General features: G+C 62.6%; 28 protein-coding genes and 1 pseudogene. 16 read left to right on the forward strand and 13 right to left on the reverse strand.

The window, feature by feature from the left end:
* Nucleotides 1-39 precede the first annotated feature (39 nt).
* The gene (locus NKJ88_RS11225) at nucleotides 40-618 is read right to left on the reverse strand and encodes an NUDIX domain-containing protein (protein WP_023667531.1); all 579 of its coding nucleotides are present in this window, start codon (nucleotides 616-618) and stop codon (nucleotides 40-42) included.
* Between the two features lie 143 nt (nucleotides 619-761).
* On the opposite strand from NKJ88_RS11225, the gene NKJ88_RS11230 reads away from it, so the two are divergent.
* The 4 genes from NKJ88_RS11230 (at nucleotide 762) to NKJ88_RS11245 (ending at nucleotide 2960) form a co-directional block, all read left to right on the forward strand.
* The gene (locus tag NKJ88_RS11230; protein WP_023667532.1) at nucleotides 762-1859 is read left to right on the forward strand and encodes an NADH:flavin oxidoreductase/NADH oxidase; all 1098 of its coding nucleotides are present in this window, start codon (nucleotides 762-764) and stop codon (nucleotides 1857-1859) included.
* A 124-nt stretch (nucleotides 1860-1983) separates the two neighbouring features.
* A complete protein-coding gene (locus tag NKJ88_RS11235; RefSeq protein WP_023704570.1) occupies nucleotides 1984-2298 on the forward strand; it encodes an SH3 domain-containing protein in 315 nt (104 codons plus the stop codon).
* An 84-nt stretch (nucleotides 2299-2382) separates the two neighbouring features.
* Nucleotides 2383-2661 carry a DUF982 domain-containing protein gene (locus NKJ88_RS11240; RefSeq protein ID WP_032891817.1) on the forward strand — a complete coding sequence of 93 codons (279 nt, stop codon included), beginning with the start codon at nucleotides 2383-2385 and terminating at the stop codon, nucleotides 2659-2661.
* A 59-nt stretch (nucleotides 2662-2720) separates the two neighbouring features.
* Entirely contained in the window at nucleotides 2721-2960 is a 240-nt protein-coding gene (locus NKJ88_RS11245; RefSeq protein WP_023667535.1) for a DUF2188 domain-containing protein, read from the forward strand.
* Nucleotides 2961-3078: 118 nt separating this feature from the next.
* Here NKJ88_RS11245 and NKJ88_RS11250 read toward each other — a convergent pair whose 3' ends face one another.
* Nucleotides 3079-3351: a hypothetical protein gene (locus NKJ88_RS11250; RefSeq protein WP_023688343.1), complete on the reverse strand. Its 273-nt coding sequence runs from the start codon at nucleotides 3349-3351 to the stop codon at nucleotides 3079-3081.
* A 65-nt stretch (nucleotides 3352-3416) separates the two neighbouring features.
* Nucleotides 3417-4418 (reverse strand): alpha/beta fold hydrolase, encoded by a 1002-nt coding sequence (locus NKJ88_RS11255; RefSeq protein ID WP_050586824.1) that lies wholly within the window; start codon nucleotides 4416-4418, stop codon nucleotides 3417-3419.
* 175 nt (nucleotides 4419-4593) lie between these two features.
* Between NKJ88_RS11255 and NKJ88_RS11260 the strand changes: the two genes are divergently transcribed.
* The 7 genes from NKJ88_RS11260 (at nucleotide 4594) to NKJ88_RS11290 (ending at nucleotide 8958) form a co-directional block, all read left to right on the forward strand.
* Nucleotides 4594-5334 carry a competence/damage-inducible protein A gene (locus NKJ88_RS11260; RefSeq protein WP_023681539.1) on the forward strand — a complete coding sequence of 247 codons (741 nt, stop codon included), beginning with the start codon at nucleotides 4594-4596 and terminating at the stop codon, nucleotides 5332-5334.
* Nucleotides 5335-5432: 98 nt separating this feature from the next.
* Entirely contained in the window at nucleotides 5433-6266 is an 834-nt protein-coding gene (locus NKJ88_RS11265) for a universal stress protein (RefSeq protein ID WP_023681540.1), read from the forward strand.
* Nucleotides 6267-6352: 86 nt separating this feature from the next.
* Nucleotides 6353-6853 (forward strand): xanthine phosphoribosyltransferase, encoded by a 501-nt coding sequence (gene gpt, locus NKJ88_RS11270; protein WP_023667540.1) that lies wholly within the window; start codon nucleotides 6353-6355, stop codon nucleotides 6851-6853.
* A gap of 206 nt (nucleotides 6854-7059) precedes the next feature.
* Nucleotides 7060-7557 (forward strand): NUDIX hydrolase, encoded by a 498-nt coding sequence (locus tag NKJ88_RS11275; RefSeq protein WP_023667541.1) that lies wholly within the window; start codon nucleotides 7060-7062, stop codon nucleotides 7555-7557.
* 185 nt (nucleotides 7558-7742) lie between these two features.
* Entirely contained in the window at nucleotides 7743-8063 is a 321-nt protein-coding gene (locus NKJ88_RS11280; RefSeq protein WP_023681541.1) for an ArsR/SmtB family transcription factor, read from the forward strand.
* Nucleotides 8060-8524: an SRPBCC family protein gene (locus NKJ88_RS11285; RefSeq protein ID WP_023688339.1), complete on the forward strand. Its 465-nt coding sequence runs from the start codon at nucleotides 8060-8062 to the stop codon at nucleotides 8522-8524. The genes NKJ88_RS11280 and NKJ88_RS11285 overlap by 4 nt, the downstream gene beginning before the upstream one ends.
* Before the next feature lie 20 nt (nucleotides 8525-8544).
* On the forward strand, nucleotides 8545-8958 hold the full coding sequence (locus NKJ88_RS11290) for a GFA family protein (protein ID WP_023725741.1): 414 nt from the start codon (nucleotides 8545-8547) through the stop codon (nucleotides 8956-8958).
* A gap of 43 nt (nucleotides 8959-9001) precedes the next feature.
* Here the strand turns inward: NKJ88_RS11290 and NKJ88_RS11295 are convergent, their stop codons facing one another.
* The 6 genes from NKJ88_RS11295 to NKJ88_RS11320 form a co-directional block, all read right to left on the reverse strand.
* Nucleotides 9002-10819 (reverse strand): ABC transporter ATP-binding protein, encoded by a 1818-nt coding sequence (locus NKJ88_RS11295; protein ID WP_023725740.1) that lies wholly within the window; start codon nucleotides 10817-10819, stop codon nucleotides 9002-9004.
* A 389-nt stretch (nucleotides 10820-11208) separates the two neighbouring features.
* Nucleotides 11209-11619 carry a GNAT family N-acetyltransferase gene (locus NKJ88_RS11300; protein ID WP_023681545.1) on the reverse strand — a complete coding sequence of 137 codons (411 nt, stop codon included), beginning with the start codon at nucleotides 11617-11619 and terminating at the stop codon, nucleotides 11209-11211.
* Nucleotides 11620-11689: 70 nt separating this feature from the next.
* Nucleotides 11690-12640, reverse strand: coding sequence for a diacylglycerol kinase catalytic domain-containing protein (locus NKJ88_RS11305; protein WP_050588495.1), 951 nt, complete (start codon nucleotides 12638-12640; stop codon nucleotides 11690-11692).
* 13 nt (nucleotides 12641-12653) lie between these two features.
* Nucleotides 12654-13538 (reverse strand): SPFH domain-containing protein, encoded by an 885-nt coding sequence (locus NKJ88_RS11310; protein WP_023667548.1) that lies wholly within the window; start codon nucleotides 13536-13538, stop codon nucleotides 12654-12656.
* A 32-nt stretch (nucleotides 13539-13570) separates the two neighbouring features.
* Nucleotides 13571-15286, reverse strand: a complete 1716-nt coding sequence (locus NKJ88_RS11315) for an NAD+ synthase (protein ID WP_023667549.1) — start codon at nucleotides 15284-15286, stop codon at nucleotides 13571-13573.
* Between the two features lie 62 nt (nucleotides 15287-15348).
* The gene (locus NKJ88_RS11320; protein WP_023667550.1) at nucleotides 15349-16065 is read right to left on the reverse strand and encodes a DNA-3-methyladenine glycosylase I; all 717 of its coding nucleotides are present in this window, start codon (nucleotides 16063-16065) and stop codon (nucleotides 15349-15351) included.
* Between the two features lie 91 nt (nucleotides 16066-16156).
* Here NKJ88_RS11320 and NKJ88_RS11325 point away from each other — a divergent pair, with 91 nt between their 5' ends.
* Together NKJ88_RS11325 and NKJ88_RS11330 are read left to right on the forward strand one after the other, a co-directional pair.
* Nucleotides 16157-16720 (forward strand): DUF1003 domain-containing protein, encoded by a 564-nt coding sequence (locus NKJ88_RS11325; protein ID WP_352444064.1) that lies wholly within the window; start codon nucleotides 16157-16159, stop codon nucleotides 16718-16720.
* Nucleotides 16717-17325: a DedA family protein gene (locus NKJ88_RS11330; RefSeq protein WP_023667552.1), complete on the forward strand. Its 609-nt coding sequence runs from the start codon at nucleotides 16717-16719 to the stop codon at nucleotides 17323-17325. The genes NKJ88_RS11325 and NKJ88_RS11330 overlap by 4 nt, the downstream gene beginning before the upstream one ends.
* 3 nt (nucleotides 17326-17328) lie before the next feature.
* On the opposite strand, the gene NKJ88_RS11335 is transcribed toward NKJ88_RS11330, so the two are convergent.
* The 3 genes and pseudogenes from NKJ88_RS11335 to NKJ88_RS11345 all read right to left on the reverse strand — a co-directional run bounded on the left by NKJ88_RS11335 (nucleotide 17329) and on the right by NKJ88_RS11345 (nucleotide 18813).
* Nucleotides 17329-17916, reverse strand: coding sequence for a hemerythrin domain-containing protein (locus NKJ88_RS11335; protein WP_023667553.1), 588 nt, complete (start codon nucleotides 17914-17916; stop codon nucleotides 17329-17331).
* A gap of 43 nt (nucleotides 17917-17959) precedes the next feature.
* On the reverse strand, nucleotides 17960-18319 hold the full coding sequence (locus NKJ88_RS11340) for a diacylglycerol kinase (protein ID WP_023667554.1): 360 nt from the start codon (nucleotides 18317-18319) through the stop codon (nucleotides 17960-17962).
* 75 nt (nucleotides 18320-18394) lie between these two features.
* Nucleotides 18395-18813 (reverse strand): annotated as a pseudogene (locus NKJ88_RS11345) (GFA family protein).
* Between the two features lie 338 nt (nucleotides 18814-19151).
* Here NKJ88_RS11345 and NKJ88_RS11350 point away from each other — a divergent pair.
* The 3 genes from NKJ88_RS11350 to NKJ88_RS11360 all read left to right on the forward strand — a co-directional run bounded on the left by NKJ88_RS11350 (nucleotide 19152) and on the right by NKJ88_RS11360 (nucleotide 21456).
* Entirely contained in the window at nucleotides 19152-20222 is a 1071-nt protein-coding gene (locus NKJ88_RS11350) for a GGDEF domain-containing protein (RefSeq protein ID WP_352444065.1), read from the forward strand.
* A gap of 105 nt (nucleotides 20223-20327) precedes the next feature.
* Nucleotides 20328-20726: an MbcA/ParS/Xre antitoxin family protein gene (locus NKJ88_RS11355; RefSeq protein ID WP_023701176.1), complete on the forward strand. Its 399-nt coding sequence runs from the start codon at nucleotides 20328-20330 to the stop codon at nucleotides 20724-20726.
* Nucleotides 20686-21456 (forward strand): RES family NAD+ phosphorylase, encoded by a 771-nt coding sequence (locus NKJ88_RS11360; RefSeq protein WP_023667558.1) that lies wholly within the window; start codon nucleotides 20686-20688, stop codon nucleotides 21454-21456. The genes NKJ88_RS11355 and NKJ88_RS11360 overlap by 41 nt, the downstream gene beginning before the upstream one ends.
* 62 nt (nucleotides 21457-21518) lie before the next feature.
* Here NKJ88_RS11360 and NKJ88_RS11365 read toward each other — a convergent pair whose 3' ends face one another.
* A complete protein-coding gene (locus tag NKJ88_RS11365) occupies nucleotides 21519-22892 on the reverse strand; it encodes a class II 3-deoxy-7-phosphoheptulonate synthase (RefSeq protein WP_352444066.1) in 1374 nt (457 codons plus the stop codon).
* Nucleotides 22893-22976: the final 84 nt, after the last annotated feature.

Raw genomic sequence — 22976 nt, forward strand, 5'->3', positions numbered from 1 at the left:
CCCTGCCCGCAGCAGTGAGGCACGTCGAGCTTCGCCGAGCTAGCCCTTCATCGGGTACAGTTTCAAATGCTGGATCAGGATGATCGTCTTGGCGTCGATGATGCGGCCGTCTGAAATGCCGGCCAGCGCTTCATCAAGAGGCATTTCCAGAACCTCGATGTCCTCGCCCTCGTCGGCCGCGCCGCCGCCGGCCGAGATGCGGTCGGCGGGTGAATAGCGCGCCACGAAGAACCACAGCCGTTCGGTGACGCTGCCCGGGCTCATATAGGGGGAAAACAGCCGCTCGATGTTCTGTAGGCGATAGCCGAGCTCTTCCTCGGCCTCCTTGAGGATGGCGGTTTCGGGATCGTTTTTGTCGAGCAGGCCGGCGCAGGCCTCGATCAGCGGTTCGCGGTGGCCGGTGACGTAGGCGGGGTAGCGGAACTGCCGCACCAGAAGCACCGTCTGACGCTCGGGATCGAAAGGCAGGATCACCGCGCCGTCGCCACGATCGTAGGTCTGGCGAATCTGCGTCTCCCACTGCCCGTCGCGCCGGCGATAATCGAGGACGGTCTTCTTCAGGACCGCCCAGTCGTCGGACAGGACTTCCTCCGAGCGGATGCGGATACGATCTTCCATGATGAGCTCCAAGCTGTCGGCGCCATGGCGTAACCGCGAACGGTTTTGCGCGCAACCGAAACGGCGAAGCTTTCACCGCCTCGTGTCTGGTGCCGGCAACTGCCATCGCCTAAATAGCTGCAGTCCCTCTCCGGAGTTTTTTGATGACCGCAGCGCTTTTCCAGCCGATCGCCCTCGACGGCCTGACCTTTCCGAACCGTATCGCGGTGGCGCCGATGTGCCAGTATTCCGCCGAAGACGGCTCGGCCAGCGACTGGCATCTCTATCACTGGATGAACCTGGCGATGTCGGGCGCCGGCATGGTCACCGTCGAGATGACCGACGTCGAACGGCGCGGCCGCATCACCCATGGCTGCCTCGGCCTCTATTCCGACGACAACGAGGCGGCCGCCCGGCGCACGCTGGATGCAGCAAGGCGCGTCGCCGCGCCGGAAACGAAATTCGGCATTCAGCTTGCCCATGCCGGCCGCAAGGCATCCAACCGAAAGCCCTGGGAAGGCGGCGGCCCATTGCAGCCGGGCGAGGATCCCTGGCAGACCGTCTCGGCCTCGGCCATCGCGTATGACACCGGCTGGAATGTGCCGCATGCGCTGGAGGAGGATGAAATCCTGCAGCTTATCGAGCGCTTCACTCAAGCCGCGAGGCGGGCCGAGCGCGCCGGCTTCGACTTCCTCGAGCTGCACGCCGCGCACGGCTATCTGATCTTCCAGTTCCTGTCGCCGCTTTCCAACCAGCGCACCGACCGCTGGGGCGGCTCGCTGGAAAACCGCATGCGTTTCCTCATCGAGATCGCCAAATCGGTGAGGAAGGCAGTTCCAAACCTGATGCTTGGCGCCCGCCTGTCGGTGAAGGACTGGGTCGATGGCGGCTTCGAGGTCGACGAGGCGATCGAGGTGGCCAAAGCCTTGAAGGCGCTTGATGTTGCCTATCTCTGCTGTTCGAGCGGCGGCAATTCGCCGTTGCAGAAGCTGCCGACCGGCCCCGGCTATCAGGTGCATCTGGCCGAAGCGGTGCGCAAGGGCGCCGGCATCCCGACCCGGGCTGTCGGCCTGATCGACGATCCCGCGCAGGCAGAGGCGATCGTCGCCGACGGCCGCGCCGACATGGTGGCGCTGGCCCGCGCCTTCCTCGCCGATCCGCGCTGGGGCTGGCGCGCCGCCGCCACCTTCGGCGAGAAAATCCATCCCGCGCCACAGCTCGCCCGCTCGGTGACGACGATGCAGCATTGGACGAAGGGCTGAACAGGCAGCGCCGACGGATGCGCCAAACGCATCTGCTGGACAGATTGCCGCAGCTTCGCTTTAATCCGCCCGCTATAGTCCCTGGGGGCAGGCCGCCTTGGCGGCCGGATTGGGAGCAAAGTCCATGGCATCAAGGGCAATCTATCCGGCGGCAGCCGCTCTGGTGGTCGCACTGTCGTTCGCCGCGTCGTCTCCGGTCGGCGCGCAATATTGCGAAGGCACGGTGCACGGCCTGTCCAGGCACTACGATCTCGATACTGGCAGCGGGTTTCTCGCCGTGCGCGCACGGCCGAACTTGTCGTCGCGCATGATCGGGCAATTGTTCAATGGCGACCACACCGAGATTTTCGACCGCCGCGGCAACTGGTACCAGGTCGAAATCGGCGGACGGACCGGCTGGGCCAACGCCCGCTGGCTGCGCAACGACTGCGGTTACTGAGACCAACGATTGCTGTTGGTGAGACGTTTGGGCGCAGGCTGACGGCCATTTTTGCAACCATATTGGCTGCTTTGCGTTGCGGCCATCATGGATAACAAACCTTTTGAAACCCCGGTCGTGGTCGAACTCGGCCATGTCGGCAAATATCGCCAGATCCGCAGCACCCAAGAAGCGGCGGAGTGTCTGATGACGGTGTGGCCGCTCAACCGCGGCCCGCGCCATCGTGATGCTCTCGACACTTGCCTCAAAGTGCTGGAAGGTTATCGTTCGACGGCCGATGCACGCAGGGCTTTGATCGAAGCGGCCAAGGAATCGGAAGTGCTGGTTCCCGAAGACCGGCTGCCAGACGCCAAGTTGCATTGAAGCCCAAATGGCATTGAAAAACGGGCCGCATTGAGCGGACGGACGAACCGGAGGATTTCATGGCGAAGCTGACTTACAAGATCGTCGAGCATGACGGGGGCTGGGCCTACAAGGTCGGTTCGACATTCTCGGAGACATTCCCGACCCACCAGGATGCGCTGCGCGCCGCCGAGATCGCCTCGGCCGAACAGCAGATCGCCGGCGCCACGGACGGCATCCAGTATGAGGATGCCGAAGGCAAGTGGCACGACGAACTGGCCGACGGCCGCGACCGGCCGCAGACCGAAGTTTCCGACTGATCCTTGCCCCTCAGCTTTCGCTGCCGGCCATGGATGCTCGCCTAAGCAATTCCCTTGGGAATTGCGTGTCAAAACAAACAGGGGGACATCCTGCCGGTCAGTCGAAGCCGCGGCTTGATCACTTGCCGCAATATTGATCGTTCACGTTGGGCCTCACATTTCCATAGGGTCCTGACGGGTCGGAGGCGCACGGCCCCGTAGCGCCGCCATAGCCTTGGCTGCCGTCGGCATTGATGCTGCCGGTGGTGCTCTGGTCGACGGTCGATGACTGCTCGTTCCCGAACGGCCACCAGCTGTGATGGTTGGAATACGTGCTGTCCGATGACTGCGCCATCGCCGATGTGGCAAGACCGATCGTCAGCACGGATGCTGCAAAAACTTTCCTGTACATTGAATTACTCCGTATCCGCCGCCTTGGGTGCGACACGGGGTAAAACCGGATATCAGCCGAATGGTTCAGTGAAATTGTTGTGAGGCTGTGGTGAGGTCTTGGCCGGCGAATGTCCGCTCGGCAATGCGCTTGATGAAGGCGATGACGCGGTCCGGCTCGACGAATTGCGGCATGTGGCCGAGGCCTTCGACCGTCTCGAAATCGAGCCCTTCGATCCTGTCCTTCATCGGCTCCCCATGTATGCGCATGGCGATGACGCGATCGGCTGTCCCGAAGAAAATGCCGGCCGGCATGGCGATCTCTTCATAGCGCTCTTCGATGCGGCCAAGATCCTGTTCGACCGCTACGAAATCGGTGGAGGTTGCATGGAAATGGCTTGGCCTCAGCCCGAGCCATCCGCCGCCATCGATCATGTAGTCGGCGGGAACGGCCTGCGGCGCGAAGATGAACTCCAGTGTCTGCCGCGCATATCTGAGGCTTGTCGGTATCGCGACGGTGTAGGCCATGATCCAGCGCCAAAGCCGCGAACGGATATAGAGCAGGCCCGCTTTCTCGCGGGCGCCGGCTTCCAGATGCGTCAGCGGCGCCAGCAAAGCGATGCCGGAAATCGCGCCGGGATGCTCCAAGGCCAGGGTCAGCGCGACGGCGCCCCCCAGCGAGTGCCCGACCACGAGCGGCCTTTCCAGCCCGAGTGTTTCGATGAAGCGCCTGATGATCTCGACCTGTTCAGGCAGACGGCCGGTGGCTCCTCGCGCGCGAACAGAATAGCCCGATCCCGGCCGGTCGAGTGCAATGAGGCGGTAGCCAGGGCCAAAGCGCTCAAACAGCGTGTGGCGAAACTGGTGGAGTTGCGCGCCAAGTCCGTGCACGAACAGGATCGGCCGTCCCTCGCCCGTTTCGACATAATGGATGCGGCTGCCGTCGATCTCGACGAAGTTTCCGCTGGCCGGCACCAGCCTTTCGGCCTTGGCGGCAATCCAGAGCGTAGCGGCCACCAGACAGGCCACGATGACGAGAGCCAGCACGGACAGGCCGGCGACAAGCCAAAGCAGAATCGATACCAGCATGTTTTCACCCGGGAAGCGGACCGGCGCGCACCATCACCCACTGACGAACGCTCGGCAAGGCAGATGGCGGCTTGTGTCGGCATTGCCGCCAGTTCGATGGCGCGCTATCTCAGGCGACCTTCTTTCTGCCTCAGGCGACCTTGTCTGCCAACGGGCCTGTTTGCCGGAGCCTTCCATGCCTGAAATCGTCACTGCCGCCATGCTTGTCATCGGCGACGAGATTCTGTCCGGCCGCACCAAGGATAAAAATATCGGCCACCTCGCCGACATCATGACGGCCATCGGCATCGACCTGAAGGAAGTGCGCATCGTTCCCGACGAGGAGGACGAGATTGTCGCTGCGGTGAATGCCGTACGCGCCCGCTACACCTATGTCTTTACCACCGGTGGCATCGGCCCGACGCATGACGACATCACCGCCGATTCCGTTTCCAAGGCTTTTGGGGTGCCGTGCGAATACGACGCCAAGGCCTATGCCATGCTGGGCGAGAGCTATGCCGCGCGCGGCATCGAATACACCGAGGCCCGCAAGCGCATGGCGCGCATGCCGCGCGGCGCCGACCATATCGACAATCCGGTCTCCGTCGCGCCCGGCTTTCGCATCGGCAACGTCCATGTCATGGCCGGCGTGCCGGCGATTTTCCAGGCCATGCTCGACAATGTCGTGCCGACGCTGAAGGCCGGCACCAAGATGCTGTCGGCCACCGTCCATTGCCCGTTCGGCGAAGGCCTGATCGGCGGTCCCCTGGGCGACATCCAGAAGGCGCATCCCGACACCATCATCGGCTCCTATCCGAAATATGGCGACGGCAAATTCTGGACGGAGCTGGTGGTCCGCGCCCGCAGCCAGGAGGCGCTGGATTCGGCACGCAAGGACGTCGAGGCGATGGTGGCCGGCTTCACCGCCGCCAATTGACCCTGGGTTCGCGGACCATCGCCGGGCCGGAACCAAGCACCGCACTCCCACGTTTTCCCTCGGGCGCAGCACGCGCTGGCAGATTTGAGGGATTTCGCATGCGCTTCAAGACCATCGTCGCCATATTGCAGAACGAACAGGACGCCGAACGCGTGCTCGACTGCGCCATCCCGCTTGCCGACCGGTTCGAGAGCCATCTCATCGGCATCCATGCCGAAGCGCTGCCCGTTCCCTACACCTCGGCAACCGGCTTCCCCGACACTGAGTTCCTGCAGGTCTCCGCCGACATGAACCGCGAGCGCGCCGAGAAATTGCAGGCGCTTTTCGTTGGGCGGATCGAGAATTCCGGCCTTTCCTTCGAATGGCGCAGCCTCGAGAGCTTTTCCGGCGACAGCGCGCTGACGGGTATTTCCAGCGTGCGCGCCGCCGATCTGATTATTGCCGCGCAGCGCGAGACCGGGGGCGACACGAGCGCCGATGTCGACACGCTGGTTTACGATGCCGGCCGGCCAGTGCTGGTGGTGCCGCATGAGGGGCCGTTGGTCACCACATTCAAACATGTGCTGCTGGCCTGGAACGGCAGCAAGGAGGCGGCGCGTGCCGCCTTCGACGCGCTGCCCTTCATCATCGAGGCCGAAAAGACCGACATTCTGGTCATCGATCCGCCGGATACGCTGGATGACAACCCGGAAGCCGCCGGCGCCGAGATCGCCGCGGCACTCTCCAGGCATGGCGCAACGGTCAGCGTGTCGGTGCAGAAATCGGGTAATGCTTCGGTCGATGACGTCATCCAGACCCGGATCGCCGAGACCGGAGCCGACCTTCTGGTGCTCGGCGCCTACAGCCATTCCTGGCTGCGTCAGCTTTTGTTCGGCGGCGTCACGCGCACCGTGTTGCGCAGCGTGCCGGTTGCGGCCTTTTTGTCGCGGTAACTCCACAGCTGGCCCCGCCCTTGCCAATGCCCTGACTTTCCAGTTAATTCCGCGCGCATTCCACAATGTTGCGCGCGGAGTGCAGAATGTCCCTTCCCGAAAAAGCCTTTCCGGTCTCCTGGGACCAGTTCCACCGCGATGCCCGGGCGCTCGCCTGGCGGCTTGCCGGCGCCAACAAGGGTCAGTGGAAGGCCATCGTCTGCATCACCCGTGGGGGCCTGGTTCCCGCTGCCATCATCTCACGCGAACTCGGCATACGCGTCATCGAGACGGTCTGCGTCGCCTCCTATCACGACTACACCAGCCAGGGGCAATTGCAGGTGCTGAAGGAGATCACGCCGGCGCTGCTCGCCGATGATGGCGCGGGCGTGTTGATCATCGACGACCTCACAGACACCGGCAAGACGGCAGGCATCGTGCGCGCCATGATGCCCAAGGCGCATTTCGCCACCGTCTACGCCAAGCCGAAAGGCCGGCCGCTGGTCGACACCTTCATCACCGAAGTCAGCCAGGACACCTGGATCTACTTTCCCTGGGACATGGGTTTCACCTACCAGAAGCCGATCGCCGACGATCACGCCGGCTGATTCGCGCCAGCCCCATTTCTGCCCAGACGGCCAAACCCGCCCCGTCTGCTATGAAAACAGACACTGGAAGGCACATTATTCTGTCGAATCGACGCCTGTTGGCGGATTGGACGGTTGGTGTGATGTTTTTTACTTTTAAGACTTACACTTGTCGGTAAGATTCATACGGCGGCTAACGATTCTGAGGGCTGGGGTAGCTTTCACTGATGCTGACGACACCGGCGACACACGACCATCTGGCTGAAAGGGTCCGCAAGCTCTTCGGCACTTCGCCTTGTCGCCTGCAGGTTGCCGCTTTGCCATGGCGCAATAACGAAGACGGCGTCGAGATCATGCTGATCACCAGCCGAGACACCGGGCGTTGGGTGCTGCCGAAGGGCTGGCCCGAGGCCAGGGAGCCGCTCTGCGAGGCAGCGGCGCGCGAGGCGGGCGAGGAAGCCGGATTGCGTGGCAAGATTTCGCTTTTCGAGGCCGGTCGTTACTTCTACGCCAAGGCCCTCGCGTCCGGCGAGGAAGTCCCTTGCGAAGTGCTGGTGTTTCCGCTGCAGGTCGAGCACGTTGCCGACCGCTGGAAGGAAAAGCGCGCGCGCACCCGCAAATGGGTCAATGGGGCCGAGGCCGTACGCATGGTCAACGAGCCGGACCTCTGCCAGATCATCGCCCATTTCTGCGCCGATCCCGACAAGTTCGTCGTTAGAGCCTAGCTCACAGCCACCGCTGCATAGTCCTGCGCGCCCGCACCGGTTCTTGCCCCGATTCCGGGCTCGGTGCTTCGCTCCGCGCGCCAGCAATCCGACACTATAAATCCCTCCCCTTCAGGCCAAGCTTAGCCACAGCTTGACATGCAGGCATTTACCTGCATATTGTGTCTTCAGGATGAGTGAGACCGATGGACGCCGACAAGGTTTTCAAAGCGCTGGGCGACCCGACCCGCAGAATGCTGCTCGATCTTCTGTGTGAGAAGAACGGCCAGACGCTCGGCGAGCTTTGCGAAAATCTCGACATGGCGAGGCAATCCGCCACGCAGCACATCGATCTGCTGGAAGCGGCCAATCTGATCAGCACGGTCAAGCGTGGCCGCGAGAAGCTGCATTTCATCAACCCCGTGCCGCTGCACGAAGTCTACGAGCGGTGGGTGCGAAAATTCGAACGGCAGCGGCTGAGCCTGCTGCACGACCTGAAACAAGAACTCGAAGGAGACGACCAATGACCCGGGAAACCACCAGTTTTGTCTACGTGACCTACATCAGATCGACGCCACAAAAGGTGTTCGAAGCCATCACCAGGCCCGATATCGCCAAGCGCTACTGGGGCCACGAAAACGTCTCCGACTGGAAGCCCGGCTCGAAATGGGAACACATCCGCGCCAATGACGAACGGACCGTCGAACTCGTTGGCAAGGTCGTCGAAATCTCGCCGCCAACCCGGCTGGTCATGAGCTGGGCCAACGCCTCGCAGGCCGACGATCCGACCAAGCACAGCCAGGTGACGTTCGCCATCGAGGAATACGACACCATGGTCAAGCTGACCGTCAGCCATGACGAGCTCGAAGCCGGCAGCGGCATGGCCAAGGGCATCAGCCAGGGTTGGCCGGCCGTGCTGTCCAGCATGAAATCCTTCCTCGAAACCGGCACGGGCATCGACCTGTTCGCCAAGCCGAAATCGGCCTGAAGCAACCGCGGAGAACGATGATGACCAAGCACTTTACCGGCGGCTGCGCCTGCGGCGCGATCCGCTATGAGGCCAGCGGCGAGCCGATCTTTCAGAACCACTGCCAATGCCTCGATTGCCAAAAGCGCAGCGGTACTGGCCATTGTTCCTATGTGACCTTCGGCCGGCGCGCTGACGTAAAGATCACCGGCGAGCCGAGCACGTGGCGGATGATCGCCGACAGCGGCAATGAAAAAGCCCAGGCCTTTTGCCCGACCTGCGGCACGCCGGTCTACGTAACGTTCGTCGCCATGCCGGAGGTGACGGCTATCCAGGCCACGAGCCTCGATGATCCCGGCCAGTTCGACCCGCAGGCGGTCACCTACACCGTGCGCGGCCACGCCTGGGACACGATCGACCCAGCGCTTCAGCCATTCGAGCGAATGCCTGGATGAACCAGGCAGAGCCCTATCCCTCGGATAGGGCTCTGCGTTCAGCTCAGATCACCAGGCCCTTGGTCAGTTCCAGCGCCTGCCGCTCGAACAGGCGGCGGTAGATGCCGCCCTTCAGCCGGATCAGCTCGTCATGCGAGCCTTCCTCGACGATCTTGCCACGGTCGAACACGAGCAGCCTGTCCAGCGCTCGCACCGTCGACAGACGGTGCGCGATGACCAGCGTCGTGCGGCCAACCATCAGCCGCTCCATCGCCTGCTGGATCAGTACTTCCGATTCCGAATCGAGGCTCGATGTCGCCTCGTCCAGGATCAGGATGCGCGCATCCGCCAGGAAGGCGCGTGCGATCGCCACCCGCTGGCGCTCGCCGCCCGACAGTTTCACGCCGCGTTCACCGACCAGCGTGCCGTAGCCCTTCGGCAGGCTGGTGATGAAGTCGTGCGCGCTGGCGAGCTTGGCGGCATGCTCGATCTCGGCCTGCGTGGCGTCCGGACGGGCATAGGCGATGTTTTCCGCCAGCGAGCGGTGGAACAGGATGGGCTCCTGCTGGACGATGGCAATCTGCGCGCGCAGCGACGCCTGTGCAACCTGGGAGATGTCTTGGCCATCGACCAGGATCCTGCCGCCGCTGACATTATAGAGACGCTGGATCAGCTTCACGAAGGTCGTCTTGCCCGAGCCGGAATGGCCGACCAGTCCGACCCGCTCGCCCGCCGCTATCTCCACCGAAAAATCGCGGTAGAGCGGCAGGCGATGGCTGCCATAGTGGAAGCCATAGTGGAAGGTGACGTTATCGAAGGCGATGTGGCCATGCGTGATCCGGATCGGCTTGGCGCCGGGCCGGTCCTCGATGCCGAGCGGTTGCGACTGGAAATCGACCAGTTCCTCCATGTCGTTGACCGAACGCTGCAAATTGCGGATATGCGTGCCGATGTCCCTGAGGTAGCCCTGCAGCACGAAGAACGAGGTCAGCACGAAGGCGACATCGCCCGCACTTGCCTGGCCCCAGGCCCACAGCATCAGCGACAGGCCGATTACTGCCGTCCGCAGCACCAGCAACATGGCGCCTTGCGTCGTGCCGTTGATGGTGCCGCGCACCCAGGTGCGGCTGGTCCGCGCGCGCCATTTGGCGACGACCTTGGCAAGACGCGTCTCCTCGCGCGTCTCGGCACCGAAACCCTTGACCACGGCATTGCAGCTCACCGCATCGGCAAGCGAGCCGCCAAGCCGCGTATCCCAGCTGTTGGCGAGCCGTGCCGCGGGCGCGACATAGCCGAGCGACAGCAGCGCCGTCACCGTGATGAACAGCAGCGAGCCGACTGCCACGACCAGCCCCATCAGTGGCCAGAACCAGCCGAGCAGCAACGTCGAGCCGACCAGCATGGCGACCGACGGCAACAACGCAATCAGGATGGTGTCATTGAGCAGGTCGAGAGCCCACATGCCGCGCGTGACCTTGCGCACCGTCGATCCGGCAAAGCTATTGGCGTGCCAGTCGGTTGAGAAGCGTTGCACGCGATGGAACGCGTCGGCGGCGATGTCGGCCATCATCTTCAGCGTCAGCTCGACAATGCCCATGAAAGCCAGGTTGCGCAGCACCACGCCGGTCATCGCCAAAGCGATGAGCGCGAAGAACGCCGCCATTGCCGCATTCCACGCGACATCGTCAGCCAACGCACTGCTGGCGACGGCGTCGACCAGCCGGCCGGAATAGAGCGGCGTCAACACGTCCGCTATGGTCGACAGCAGGAAGCTGCCCATGATCAGCGAAAGCCGCCACGGCTGGCGCCGCCAGTGGCTGAGCGTGAAGCCAAGAACGCTGCGAAAGGCGCTTGCACGCAGATCGATTCGAAAACGAGCCATGATGTCATCCGGGCGCAAATCTGCCCGGTCCCGGTAAGGTCTGAAAATTGAAAACCGCGCTGGGCAATTCGCCCGGGGCTGCGGAGGTTCGGCATGGGTGGCGGCGCGCCCCGGGTTGTCGGGTGGCGACCGGCATCGGCAGAAGCCTGTACTCGACCCGGCATCGGTGCGAAGGGCAAACCTTCGCCGGACGCCAGGTGAGACCTAGGCTTCGCGGCCTCGCATTACCATGTGAAATACTGCCATTCAGACCTCCCGCAAGACACTTGCGGAGCGGTCCTTATAGAGACGCCATGAAGGATCGCCAAGGCCGGGCACGTGGCAAAGCGTAACTGGTCCAACCAGTGAGGTTATTTTGCAACAACAGCGGGTCAACCCCTCGCTATGCCTCATTCCGGGTTGCGATCGAGGCGCATGTAGCGGCCGTCGGTCGATGCCTTGAAGCCCAGCTTCTCATAAAGGCCATGCGCGTCACTGGTCGACAGGCTCCAGTGCGAGACCGTGTTGAGTTCAGGGTGGTTGATGAGCGCCCGCACCAGTTGCGTGCCAATGCCTTGGCCGCGATGCTGCGGCCAGATGATGATGTCGGCGAGATAGGCAAACACCGTACGGTCGGTGATGGCCCGGCCAAAACCGACTTGGTTCCTATCGATATAGGCCGCGGTGCAGAACGAGTTGCCAAAGGCGCGGCGATGAAAGTCATCGCTGCGGCCGGCGCCCCAATAACTCGCCATCAACAGATCGGAGGTCGCCCGGAAATCGATCCGTGACATGTCGAAGCTGATTTCACAGTCGGGCATGGTGCCTCGCAAAGAATGGAGGGCGGCCGAATTCAGTCCGGCCGGTGATTTGGCTGCCCACGTGGCGCGTTTATGGCACCACGAGATAGGCCTTCTGGTCGGCGATCGCGATGGTCACGTCGGTGCCGGAATTGAACTCGACGAAATCGAGCTCCATCCCGTCGCTGAAGATGACGCCGCCCCTGCTCTGCCGCGAAGAAACCACCAGCGGCCGGTCGCGGGTGATGACGCCATGCACAAGCGACACGCCGGTCGTGTTGCTCGGAAACGGTTCGCGCACCGAAAAGAACAGCTGTTCGCCTTCGCGATCGTAGCCTTGCGGCGGCACGGTCGGCACGGAGTTGTCACCATAGGCCGCGGCCAGTCCCGCGGCGCCCGCCATCACCGAGCGCAGCCAGCCGGTGGAGCCGGCGCCCGTGGAGATGATAATGCCGCTCGACGACTGGCGCTCGGTCCTGCCGCCATAGGTCAACTCGTAGCGCGCCGAGACATGCGTCGAGGCGCCGACGTACAGATCGTTGAAGGCGATCAGCCGGCGTCCGTCATTGGAGCGCGCTTCGGCCATCACCACCGCCTGGCGCTTCGCCTTGCCGGCGATCGTCAGGCCGAGGACCTTTTCGGTATCGTCGGCATTCCACGGCAGCAACACGCCGTCGAAAAGCGCCGGGTTCGGGTTGATGCCGATCAGCGGCTGGTACGGGAGGTACTTCGCGGTGTTGGACACCAGCCCGTCCTGACCGAGCGCGATCACCGCGTCGGAGCCGAATTCGAACTGCGGGACCAGTTCGCGGTCGAGCCGCAACTGTTTGAGGCCTTGGGGAAGCGAACCCATCACCCGGTCGAGCGCCTGGTGATAGACGTCATGCGCCGCCTTGACCGGGTCGAAATTCATGCCGGCCTGCCGGAGATAAAAGCGCGCCTGTCCCTGCGTGTTGAAGCGCGTCGTCAGCTCCTCCAGCTCGGTCTTGCGGGTGACGACGATCACCCGGTCGATCGGCCTGCCGCTCTGGTCGCTTGCCACCCGAGCTTGCCTTTCAGGACCCGGCTTTCGGAGTGGAAAGCTGGCTGAGCGCGCTGGTGAGCATATCAGGCGTGATCGACAGATTGCCGACCGAACCGCCCTTTTCCGCCCAGGCCTTGAAAGCCATCGCCGTCAGCACGTGCGCCGGCGCCGACGAATAGACGGTCAGTTCCAGCTGTTGGGCCTTGGCTTGCGCCTCGGCAAGCGTCAGCTTGTTGCGCGCCTCGGTATCGACCAGCAGCTTGTTGCGTTCGGCAAGCTCGATTTCGGTCGCCAGCTCGCTCTGCTTGATCTCGCGCTCCTTCTCCACGCCCCAGGCACGGCGCCCATAGATCGCGGCATCGGCCTGGCGCTGCAGCGCCTCGCGATATTCGGTCTGGAGCGCCTTGCGGATCTCCGGCGTCGGCTGGACCGAGGTGATGTGAACCTCCTCGATCGACAGGCCGGCGGTCGCGGCAATCGGATCGTTGCGCAGGAGTTCGGCGAGATTGCCACCGAGCTTGGTCACCTCGGCCAGCGCCTGTTCCAGCGTCATGCTCGAAACCACCGCGCGGGCGCGGCTCTGTATCGCAAGCACCAGGCGCTCGGCGATCTTCTCCCGGCCGTCGCCGACGACGTCGGCACGGCTGAGCTTGGCGCTGAAATCAAAACCTTCGGCTGCCTTGAGTGGATCGATGATGCGGTAGCTGACCGACCCCTGGATTGCCAGATCCTGGAAATTCGCCGTCGTCTCGGTGAAGATGAAAGGGTTGTCGAGCGACGTCACCGGCACCATGGCGATGGTGGTGCCGAACGTCCCGTACCAGAAGGAGATGCCGCGCCCCTGCTCACGGACCTTGCCGTTCTTGAAGCGCAGGATGTGATATTCAGGCGTTCCCTTGAAATAGCTGAAAAACATGAAGGCCCCAAGGTTCTCTAATTAAACGAAGTTCAGCCGCGATCCCTGAAACGGTTGGTGATGGGATAGCGGCGGTCGCGGCCAAAATTCTTCCGGGTGATCTTCACACCCGGCGCCGCTTGCCGGCGTTTGTACTCGGCAATGTAGAGCAAATGTTCGACGCGCGTCACCGTCGCCCGGTCGTGGCCGCGCGCGACGATGTCGTCGACGCCCATTTCGTTCTCGACCAGGCATTCCAGAATGTCGTCCAGCACCGGATAGGGCGGCAGCGAATCCTGGTCGGTCTGGTTCTCGCGCAATTCCGCCGACGGCGCCTTGTCGATGATATTCCTGGGGATCACCTCGCCTGAGGGACCGAGCGCGCCCGGCGGCACATGGCTGTTGCGCCAGCGCGACAGCGCATAGACCTGCATCTTGTAGAGGTCTTTTATCGGGTTGAAGCCGCCATTCATGTCGCCATAAAGCGTGGCGTAGCCCACCGACATCTCGCTCTTGTTGCCCGTGGTGACGACCATCGAGCCGAACTTGTTGGAAATCGCCATCAGGATCGTGCCGCGCGCGCGGCTCTGTAGATTCTCTTCGGTGATGCCTTCCTTGGTGCCTTCAAAAAGCTGCGCCAGCGTGTGTAGGAAACCCTCGACCGGTTCGAAGATCGGCACGATGTCATAGCGGCAGCCAAGCGCACGGGCGCAATCCTCGGCATCCTTCAGCGAATCCTCCGAGGTATAGCGGTAGGGCATCATCACCGCCCGCAGCCGCTCCTCGCCGAGCGCATCGACGGCCAATGCCGCGCAGATCGCCGAATCGATGCCGCCGGAGAGACCCAGCACGACGTTCTTGAAGCCGTTCTTGTTGACGTAGTCGCGCAGGCCCAGCATGCAGGCACGGTAGTCCGCCTCTTCGCGCTCGGGGATTTTCGACATCGGCCCTTCCGAGCAGACCCAGCCGCCAGAGTTATCTGCATTTTGCGCGCCTGCGGCGACACGGCTGCGCTTCCAGGTGGTGACATCGACAGTTTCCTCGAACTGGCTCATCTGGAAGGCGAGCGTCTTGTCGGCGCCGATGGCAAAAGAGGCGCCGTCGAAGATCAGCTCATCCTGGCCGCCAATCTGATTGGCATAGATCATCGGCAAACCGGTCTCGATGACCTGGCGGATAACGACCTGATGGCGCACGTCCATCTTGGCGCGGTAGTAGGGCGAGCCGTTCGGCACTAGCAGGATTTCCGCGCCGCTCTCGGCCAGGGTTTCACAGATGCCAACGTCGCCCCAGATGTCCTCGCAGATCGGAATTCCGATGCGCACACCACGGAAGTTGACGGGTCCCTGAGCCTCGGGCCCGGCCTGGAAGACGCGCTTCTCGTCGAACTCGCCATAGTTTGGCAAATCGAGCTTGTAGCGCTCGGCGAGGATCTTGCCGCCATCGGCGACGATGATCGAATTGTGGGTGCCGCTCTTGCGCTTCAGCGGCGTGCCGATGATGACGCCCGGCCCGCCATCGGAGGTATCCGCGGCGAAATCCTGAGCGGCCTTCTCGCAAACCTTGAGGAAGGCCGGCTTCAGCACCAGATCCTCCGGCGGATAACCGGCAAGGAAAAGCTCGGTGTAGAGCACGATGTCGGCGCCCTGGCGGGCGGCATCCGCCCTCGCCTCGCGCGCCTTGGCAAGATTGCCGGCGACATCGCCGACCGTCGGGTTGAGCTGGGCAACGGCGATGCGCAGAATATCGGGTGCGGTCTTCTGGGTCATCTGTGCGGTTTAGCGCGGCAAATTTGCCCGAGCAATGGCGTTCGTTTGGACCAATTCGGTGATCAGTCGTCGCCCATATATTCGCGCAGCGATTGCGGCGAATGGTTCTCTCCCATCGACATCGCCAGAATGCGCGAAATGTGCCGGCGCGGCAGGCCGGTTTCCTGCGCCCATTTGTTGATCTGCGCCTGAATCCTGTCGAGATCCCTCTTCGACGTCGGACTTTCCGCGATGTCGAGGCCGGCGTCACGCAAAGCCGCGACCATATCGGCCGAGATGACGAAGGCGTCCCATTGCAGCCAGCGCAGGAAATACTGGCCGGTGTTGCCGCCAAGCCGGCTGCCATGCTTGCCGAGATACGCCATCAGCCCGACCTGGTCGTCGTCAGGCCACTCCGCGAGGAATTTGCCGAAACCGCCATGTTCCTTCGACACACGCTCAACGAAGGCGGCGTTGTCGCGGACGGATTTGATCTTCTGCGGGTTGCGCACGATGCGTTGATCAGCCGTCAGGTCGTGCCAGAAGTCATCAGGTTGAAACAACAGCCGTTTCGGCTCGAAATGGAGAAACGCGTCCTCGAACCCGGGCCATTTCTGTTCGATAACGCGCCAGACGAAGCCGGCGGCAAATACCCGCTCGGCCATCGTCGACAGGATGCGATCGTCCGTAATGTCGGCAACAGCAGCATTGTCAGACGCCGGCCCGAGCAGCGACGTCAGCACCGCGTCGCCGCCTTTGCGTTTTGCAGCACGGGCGCGAATCTTCGCGAAATCGGGCATCCTGCATCCTCGCGCCGCGCTTTTGACGAAACGCCATCTTCCTATATGCAAACAAGGCTGCCAAGCCGACGCTTTTCCTATGGAGACATCCATGCACAAGACCGTGCCAGAACTTGCCAACCGCTGGTTGAGGCGAACGCCTGAAACCCTCAGCGAGCTCGAGCGGCGGGTGTTGCAGAGCACTGTCGACCGCAAGCCCATCTCGCAGGATATCAACGACAGCCTCACCGGCCTTCAGGGCGCCGGCGACCGGGTCGCCGATGCCATTGCCCGCATCGGCGGCTCGTGGACGTTCATCCTGTCCTTCATTGCTTTCCTGGTGCTGTGGATCGGCGCCAATTGGTGGCTGCTCGGGCGAGACTCGTTCGACCCCTACCCCTTCATCTTCCTAAACCTGGTGCTGTCGATGATCGCCGCCTTGCAGGCGCCGGTGATCATGATGTCGCAGAACCGCCAGGCCGCGCGCGACCGCATCGACGCCGCGCATGACTATGAGGTCAACCTCAAGGCCGAGATCGAGATCATGGCTCTGCATGAAAAGCTGGACGAACTGCGCCACAGCCAGATCATCGGCGTGCGCGAGGACATCGCGCGCCTGGCCGAACAGGTGAACCGCATAGACGAAAAACTGTCGGGCCGGCAAACCTCTCAATGACCGGGATCGTCCATCACCTCATCGAGCAATATGGGTTGATCGCGGTTTTCATGGGCTGTGTCGCCGAAGGCGAAAGTGCGGCCATCCTCGGCGGCTTCTTCGCCCATCAGCATGTCTTCATCCTCTGGAAGGCTTTCCTCACGGCCGCCATTGGCGCCTTCGTCGGCGACACGTTTTTCTTCATTCTCGGCCGCAGCTTTGCCGACCATCCCAGGGTGCTGAAACTGAAGGCGAGGCCCGGCTTCAACCACGCCTACCGTCTCGTCTCGTCCCATCCCAACATATTCGTCCTGTCCAACCGCTACATCTATGGCCTGCGCCTAGTCGGCGGCATCGCGGCCGGTTTCGCCAGCATTTCGGTAGCGCGCTTCGTTATCCTCAACGCGGTGTCGTCGCTGGTCTGGGCGGCTTTGTTCTGCGGCATCGGCTACGTCTTCGGCCTCGGCGCCGAGCAGATGATAGGCAAGGCACTGCTCCATCACGAACGGCTGCTGATCGCGCTTGCCATAGGTCTGGGTGTCGCCATCATTGCCTGGCTCATCGCCCGCACCGTCGCCGGCAAGGAGCGCGCCAAGGACGCCCGCGACAGCGAAACCACATCGTAAGGTTCAGTCGTCGTCCTCGACCAGAGCCCGGTCGCCGCGATCGAGGATCAGCGGGATGATGAGATCTTCCTCGTCGGCCAGATGCCGCTTCAGCATGGCGATCAGCCGGCTGTTCTCGTCCGCATAGGCGTCGGCGGCGAAGCGCTGCCTGTCCTCGCTCTCCTCGAGCGTGCGGATGAAGGCGTTCGCCGTCTCGGCGTTGCGCTCCAGCCCCTCATGAATGGTGTGATGGTCGGCATCGAGGATTTCGAAGCCGCGCTTCAGGCGCGGCTCCGCCTTGGCGAAAGCCGGGAAATATTGGTAGTCCTCGACATTGTGGTGGCCGTCGAGATTGCCGAGAAAGTGGTTCAGCCGCGGCGCGAACCAGCGCGCGAAATCCGGCGCCGTCAGCCTGCCTTCGCGATAGTCGCCAATGCCGTTGGTGAGCATGCCGCCCAGCTCTCGGAACATGTCGTGCCGCTGCAGCCACATGTTTGCCATGCCGTGGATGTTGGCGTGGCCCTGCCATGTCTCGCGCGGATATTTTTCCGCCAGCCAGCGCAGGTCTTCCGGCAGGCCGGCTCTTTCAAGCAGCAGAAAATTGGCTTCCACGACGTCAGTCTCCTTTGGTGACTAACATATGGGAGCGTTCAGATCAGATCGGTAGTCCCGTGATGCGCTCGATGAGGGCGATTCCCCAGACGCCGGCGACGATAACAACCGAAATCAGCACCGCCAGCGAGCCGCAGTCCTTGGCGAGCTGGATGTCGACGTTGAACTCGCGACTGAAGGCATCGCAGGCTGCCTCGATGCCGGTGTTCAGCACTTCGACCATGATGAGCAGCAGCACCGCGCCGATCAACAGCGCGTAGCCGCGCCACGAGACCGAGACGAACCAGCCGAGCGGCAGCGCCAGCACCAGCAGCATCAGTTCCTGCTGAAATGCCCTTTCGCTGGCGGCGAGCTTGCGAAAGGCTCGCACAGAATTGAAGTAAGCACCGATCAGCCGCTGCATGCCGCATCCCCTTCGAATCACCGGCAGGGGATATCGCAATGGCTGGATCAAGGGAATAAGGCAGCCGCCGCAAAATCACTCCTCCGCAACCTTGATCGTCGGCGTCGACTTCTCGAACTGCGGCAGTCCATCGTCGATCGTATAGTAATCGCCTTGTCGCCGACAAAGATGTGGCATTGGCCTTCGAGCCCGGTCGGGTTGTCGAACGATCCGGCCAGAACTGAGACATAGGCATCCTGACCCGGCTTCCAGAACAGCACCGAGCCGCAGATCTTGCAAAAGCCGCGCTTGGCAAAGGAAGACGATTCGTACCAGCTGATGTTGTCGGCGCCGGTTATCGTGATGTCGCCGTCGGCGACGTTGGTCGCGGCGTAAAAATGCCCGCTCTGCTTGCGGCACTGCGAACAGTGGCAATAAATGACGCCGCGCAACGGCCCTCGCGTCTGGAAACGCACGGCTCCACACAGGCAAGATCCGCTGTGGTTGTTGCTCATCCCTACCTCCACCAGCCATCGTCCACGGCTTCGCCGCTGGCCGAGAGGATTTCAGTTTTGCCGCAGCCGGGCACCGGCAAATGCGACATGGGCTGGGCGTGTTCGGACCTGACCTCAGGATCTTTGCAAACCATTTCTGCAGCCTGCGGTAGAACGGACGCGTTACCTGGCGGCACATTAAGGAAACTTTAGCGCCGGCGCATCTATGGTCGTTGCCAAGCGAATGTCGCGATTGGGGACGTGTCTTTCGCAGGATGATCCGAAATACGGCTGGCACTCTCCGGTCGGCGGCATCTCGCACGGTCTGCGATGGTTCCCAGAGGCAGAGTGAACAGAACATGCAGCCGGCAGCCGTCCAGACCGACCGAAACAGCGACATTGCAACAGCCGTTGTGGCGACCATGCGTCAGCTCAGCGTGCTTGGCCTGCCGCGCAATTACGAAATCTTCTACGAAGCACTGAAAGGCACCAATCGCGAACTCGGCCTGGCCGTCGTCGCGCTGGGCAACCAGCCGACGCAGGACGATCTCGACCGCATCGGCCGCGCTTTCTTTGCCCAGCATCACGGTCCCGGCATTGTCGAGCAGGCGCGCGACGTGCTGGCCAGGGAACTCGAGGACATCGCCTTGCTGCTGCGCAGCGAACGTAGCCATATCGAGAAATACGGCAAGATCCTCGATGAGACATCGAGTGGCCTCGCCAACCGCAGCCTGCTTTCGCAGGATCTGCTGCAGAAGGTCGCCAGCGCCATGGCGGCGGCCACCAACTCGACCCTCGACCACGGCAAGCAGGTTGCAACCACGCTGAGCGACAAGACGGCGGAACTGGAGAGCGTCAAGTCGAAGCTTGAGGAGTACAAGCGGCTCGCCGACACCGACCCCTTGACCCATATCTGGAACCGCCGCGCCTTCGACAAGCAAATCACGGCGATTTACACCTCCAACAAGGGGATCCTGTTCAACGCCCTGATCCTTGCCGACATCGACCATTTCAAGGGTGTCAACGATCGCTACGGCCACCCGGTCGGCGACAAGATCATCCAGATCGTCGCTGACATCTTCCAGACCAGCATCCGTGAAGACATGTTCGTTGCCCGCACCGGCGGCGAGGAATTCGCGCTGATCGTCGAGGGCGCCAGCGAGGATACCACTTACGAGATCGCCGAACGCATCCGCGTGCTGATCGAACAGACGCCGTTCACCAGCAGCCAGACCGGCGCCAATTACGGCACAGTGACCGTTTCCATGGGCATCTGCATGGCTTCCGAAGCGGAAAGCCCGGAGGATCTTTACACCAAGGCGGACCGGGCGCTCTACCGCTCCAAGGTTGGCGGGCGCAACCGCGTCACCCGGCACTCGACAATGGCCGGCCGCACCGGCAAGAACTGGCTGCTCTACAAGAAAGACTGACGCTTCGGCGTGCAGCCAATTCCCGGGCACAGGCAAATTTATCGGATCCCGCCTCTTTCCATATGAATTTCCGTGGACTATATTTTCCATGGAAAGAGCGAGGCCATGTCTGTTACACCACCCAATGCTGCCGCCCCTGATCTGACCGCGAAGGCGGCCGAAAACGCGGTTCTGACCAAGGCCACGCTGCGCGCCGCCGAACTCTTGGATATAACCGCCAGGGTGCTTGCGTCGATCATCGGCGTCTCGGAAGCCACGGTTTCACGCATGCGCAGGCAGGAATTCCTGCTGGAGCGCGGCACCAAGCCGTTCGAACTCGCGGTGCTGTTCGTGCGGCTGTTCCGTTCGCTCGATGCCATTGTCGGCGGTGACGAGACGATAGCCCGGGCATGGCTGAAGAATGCCAACACGGCTTTCGATGGCAGCCCGCTTGAAAAGATCCTCACCATTACCGGGCTTGTCGATGTCATTGCCTATCTGGACTCCCGACGCGCTCTCGTCTGAAGCCGTCCGGCTCGACGGCAAATACTGGCGCATGGTCGAGGCGCAGCACCGCGTCTCGACGCTTAAGATCGTCGACACGCTGGACGAACAGGCGCTGCTCGAGGATCTGATCGAGGAGACCAAACCGCAAATCCCCATGGAATGCCGGCATCTCCACTATCTCCTGGCGACGCCCTTCCGCTACGGCTCGATCTATCCCTACGGCTCGCGCTTCCGCCGCGCCGGCCGCACCCTGGGTGTCTACTATGCCGCGGAGACGATCATGACGGCGGTCGCCGAAATGGCCTTCTACCGCTTGTTGTTCTTCGCCGATTCGCCCGAGACGCCATGGCCGCACGACGCCGCCGAATACACCGCCTTCGCCGCCGCGATCCGTACCGACAATGCCATCGACCTGACGCGGCCGCCGCTCGACCGCGACCGGGCCCATTGGACGCATCCGACCGACTATGCCGCCAGCCAGGCGATTGCCGATGTCGCGCGTGAGGCTGGGCTGGAGGCGATCCGTTACCGTTCGGCGCGCGACCCGAAGGGCGTCAATGTGGCGCTGCTGACATGCCGCGGCTTTACCAAGGCCAAGCCGCTGGAGCCGCATACCTGGCGCATCCGGCTCGGCGCGTTCGGCGTCCAGGCCATCTCAGAATTTCCGGAGAAGCGGATCGAGTTTTCCAGAACCGCCTTTGCCAACGATCCCCGGCTCAACGGATTGCGCTGGGAACGCGGGCGTTGATCTAAACGAAAAAGCGCCGGATTTCTCCGGCGCTTATCATTTCAGTTTCTGAAAACAGGCTCTCAGCCGTTCACGGCCTGCTTGTGCTGGATCGGATGGGTCTTCTTCAAGAGGTCGGACACCAGGAACGCCAGCTCGATCGCCTGGTCGGCGTTGAGGCGCGGGTCGCAATGGGTGTGGTAGCGATCCTGCAGTTCCTCTGCGGTGATGGCGCGGGCGCCGCCGGTGCATTCGGTAACATTCTTGCCGGTCATTTCGACATGGATGCCGCCGGGATGCGTGCCTTCGGCGCGATGCACCTCGAAGAAGGTCTGGACTTCCTTGAGGATGCGGTCGAACGGCCGTGTCTTGTAGCCGGCGGCCTCGATCGTGTTGCCGTGCATCGGGTCGGACGACCACACGACGCTGCGACCTTCCTTCTGCACCGCGCGCACCAGCTTCGGCAGATGGTCGGCGACCTTGTCGGAGCCGAAGCGGGCGATCAGCGTCAGCCGGCCCGGCTCGTTCTCCGGATTGAGCAGGTCGATGAGCTCCAGCAGGCCGTCAGTCGTCAGCGACGGGCCGCATTTGAGGCCGAGCGGGTTCTTGATGCCGCGGCAAAATTCGACATGCGCATGGTCGGGCTGTCGGGTGCGGTCGCCGATCCAGATCATGTGGCCCGACGTTGCGTACCAGTCGCCGGAGGTCGAATCGACGCGGGTCAGCGCCTCTTCATAGCCGAGCAGCAGCGCCTCGTGACTGGTGTAAAAGTCGGTCTCGCGCAGCGCGTAGTTGGTCTCCGAGGTGATGCCGACGGCCTTCATGAAGTCCATCGTCTCGGTGATGCGGTTGGCGAGCATGCCATACTTCTCGCCTTGCGGGCTGTCGGAGACGAAGCCCAGCATCCAGCGATGCACATTCTCCAGGCTGGCGTAGCCGCCTTGGGCGAAGGCACGCAGCAGGTTAAGGGTCGCCGCCGACTGGCGGTAGGCCATTTCCTGGCGGGCCGGGTCGGGAATACGCGACTTGGGGTCGAACTCGATGCCGTTGATGATGTCGCCACGGTAGCTTGGCAGCGTCACCTCGCCCTTGGTCTCATTGTCAGACGAGCGCGGCTTGGCGAACTGGCCGGCGACACGGCCGACCTTCACCACCGGCTGCGCGCCGGCAAAGGTCAGCACCACCGACATCTGCAGGAAGACGCGGAAGAAGTCGCGGATGTTGTCGGCGCCATGTTCGGCGAAACTCTCGGCGCAATCACCGCCCTGCAGAAGGAATGCGTCGCCGGCAGCGACAGCCGCAAGCTGCTTCTTCAGCTTGCGCGCCTCACCGGCAAAAACCAGCGGCGGAAAGGTGGCGAGCTGGGCTTCCGTGTTCTTCAGCGCGGCGAGGTCCGGATAGGCAGGAACCTGCTTGATCGGCTTTGCTCTCCAAGAATTCGGCGACCATTTCGTCATCGCTGCACCCAAACGCTCTTTCCAGCAGGCTTTTGCCCGCCATTCCCGCCCCATATGGGGATGGCGGCTCCATACACGAAGCCG

The sequence above is a fragment of the Mesorhizobium sp. M0016 genome (assembly GCF_040324035.1).
Taxonomy (GTDB): Bacteria; Pseudomonadota; Alphaproteobacteria; order Rhizobiales; family Rhizobiaceae; genus Mesorhizobium.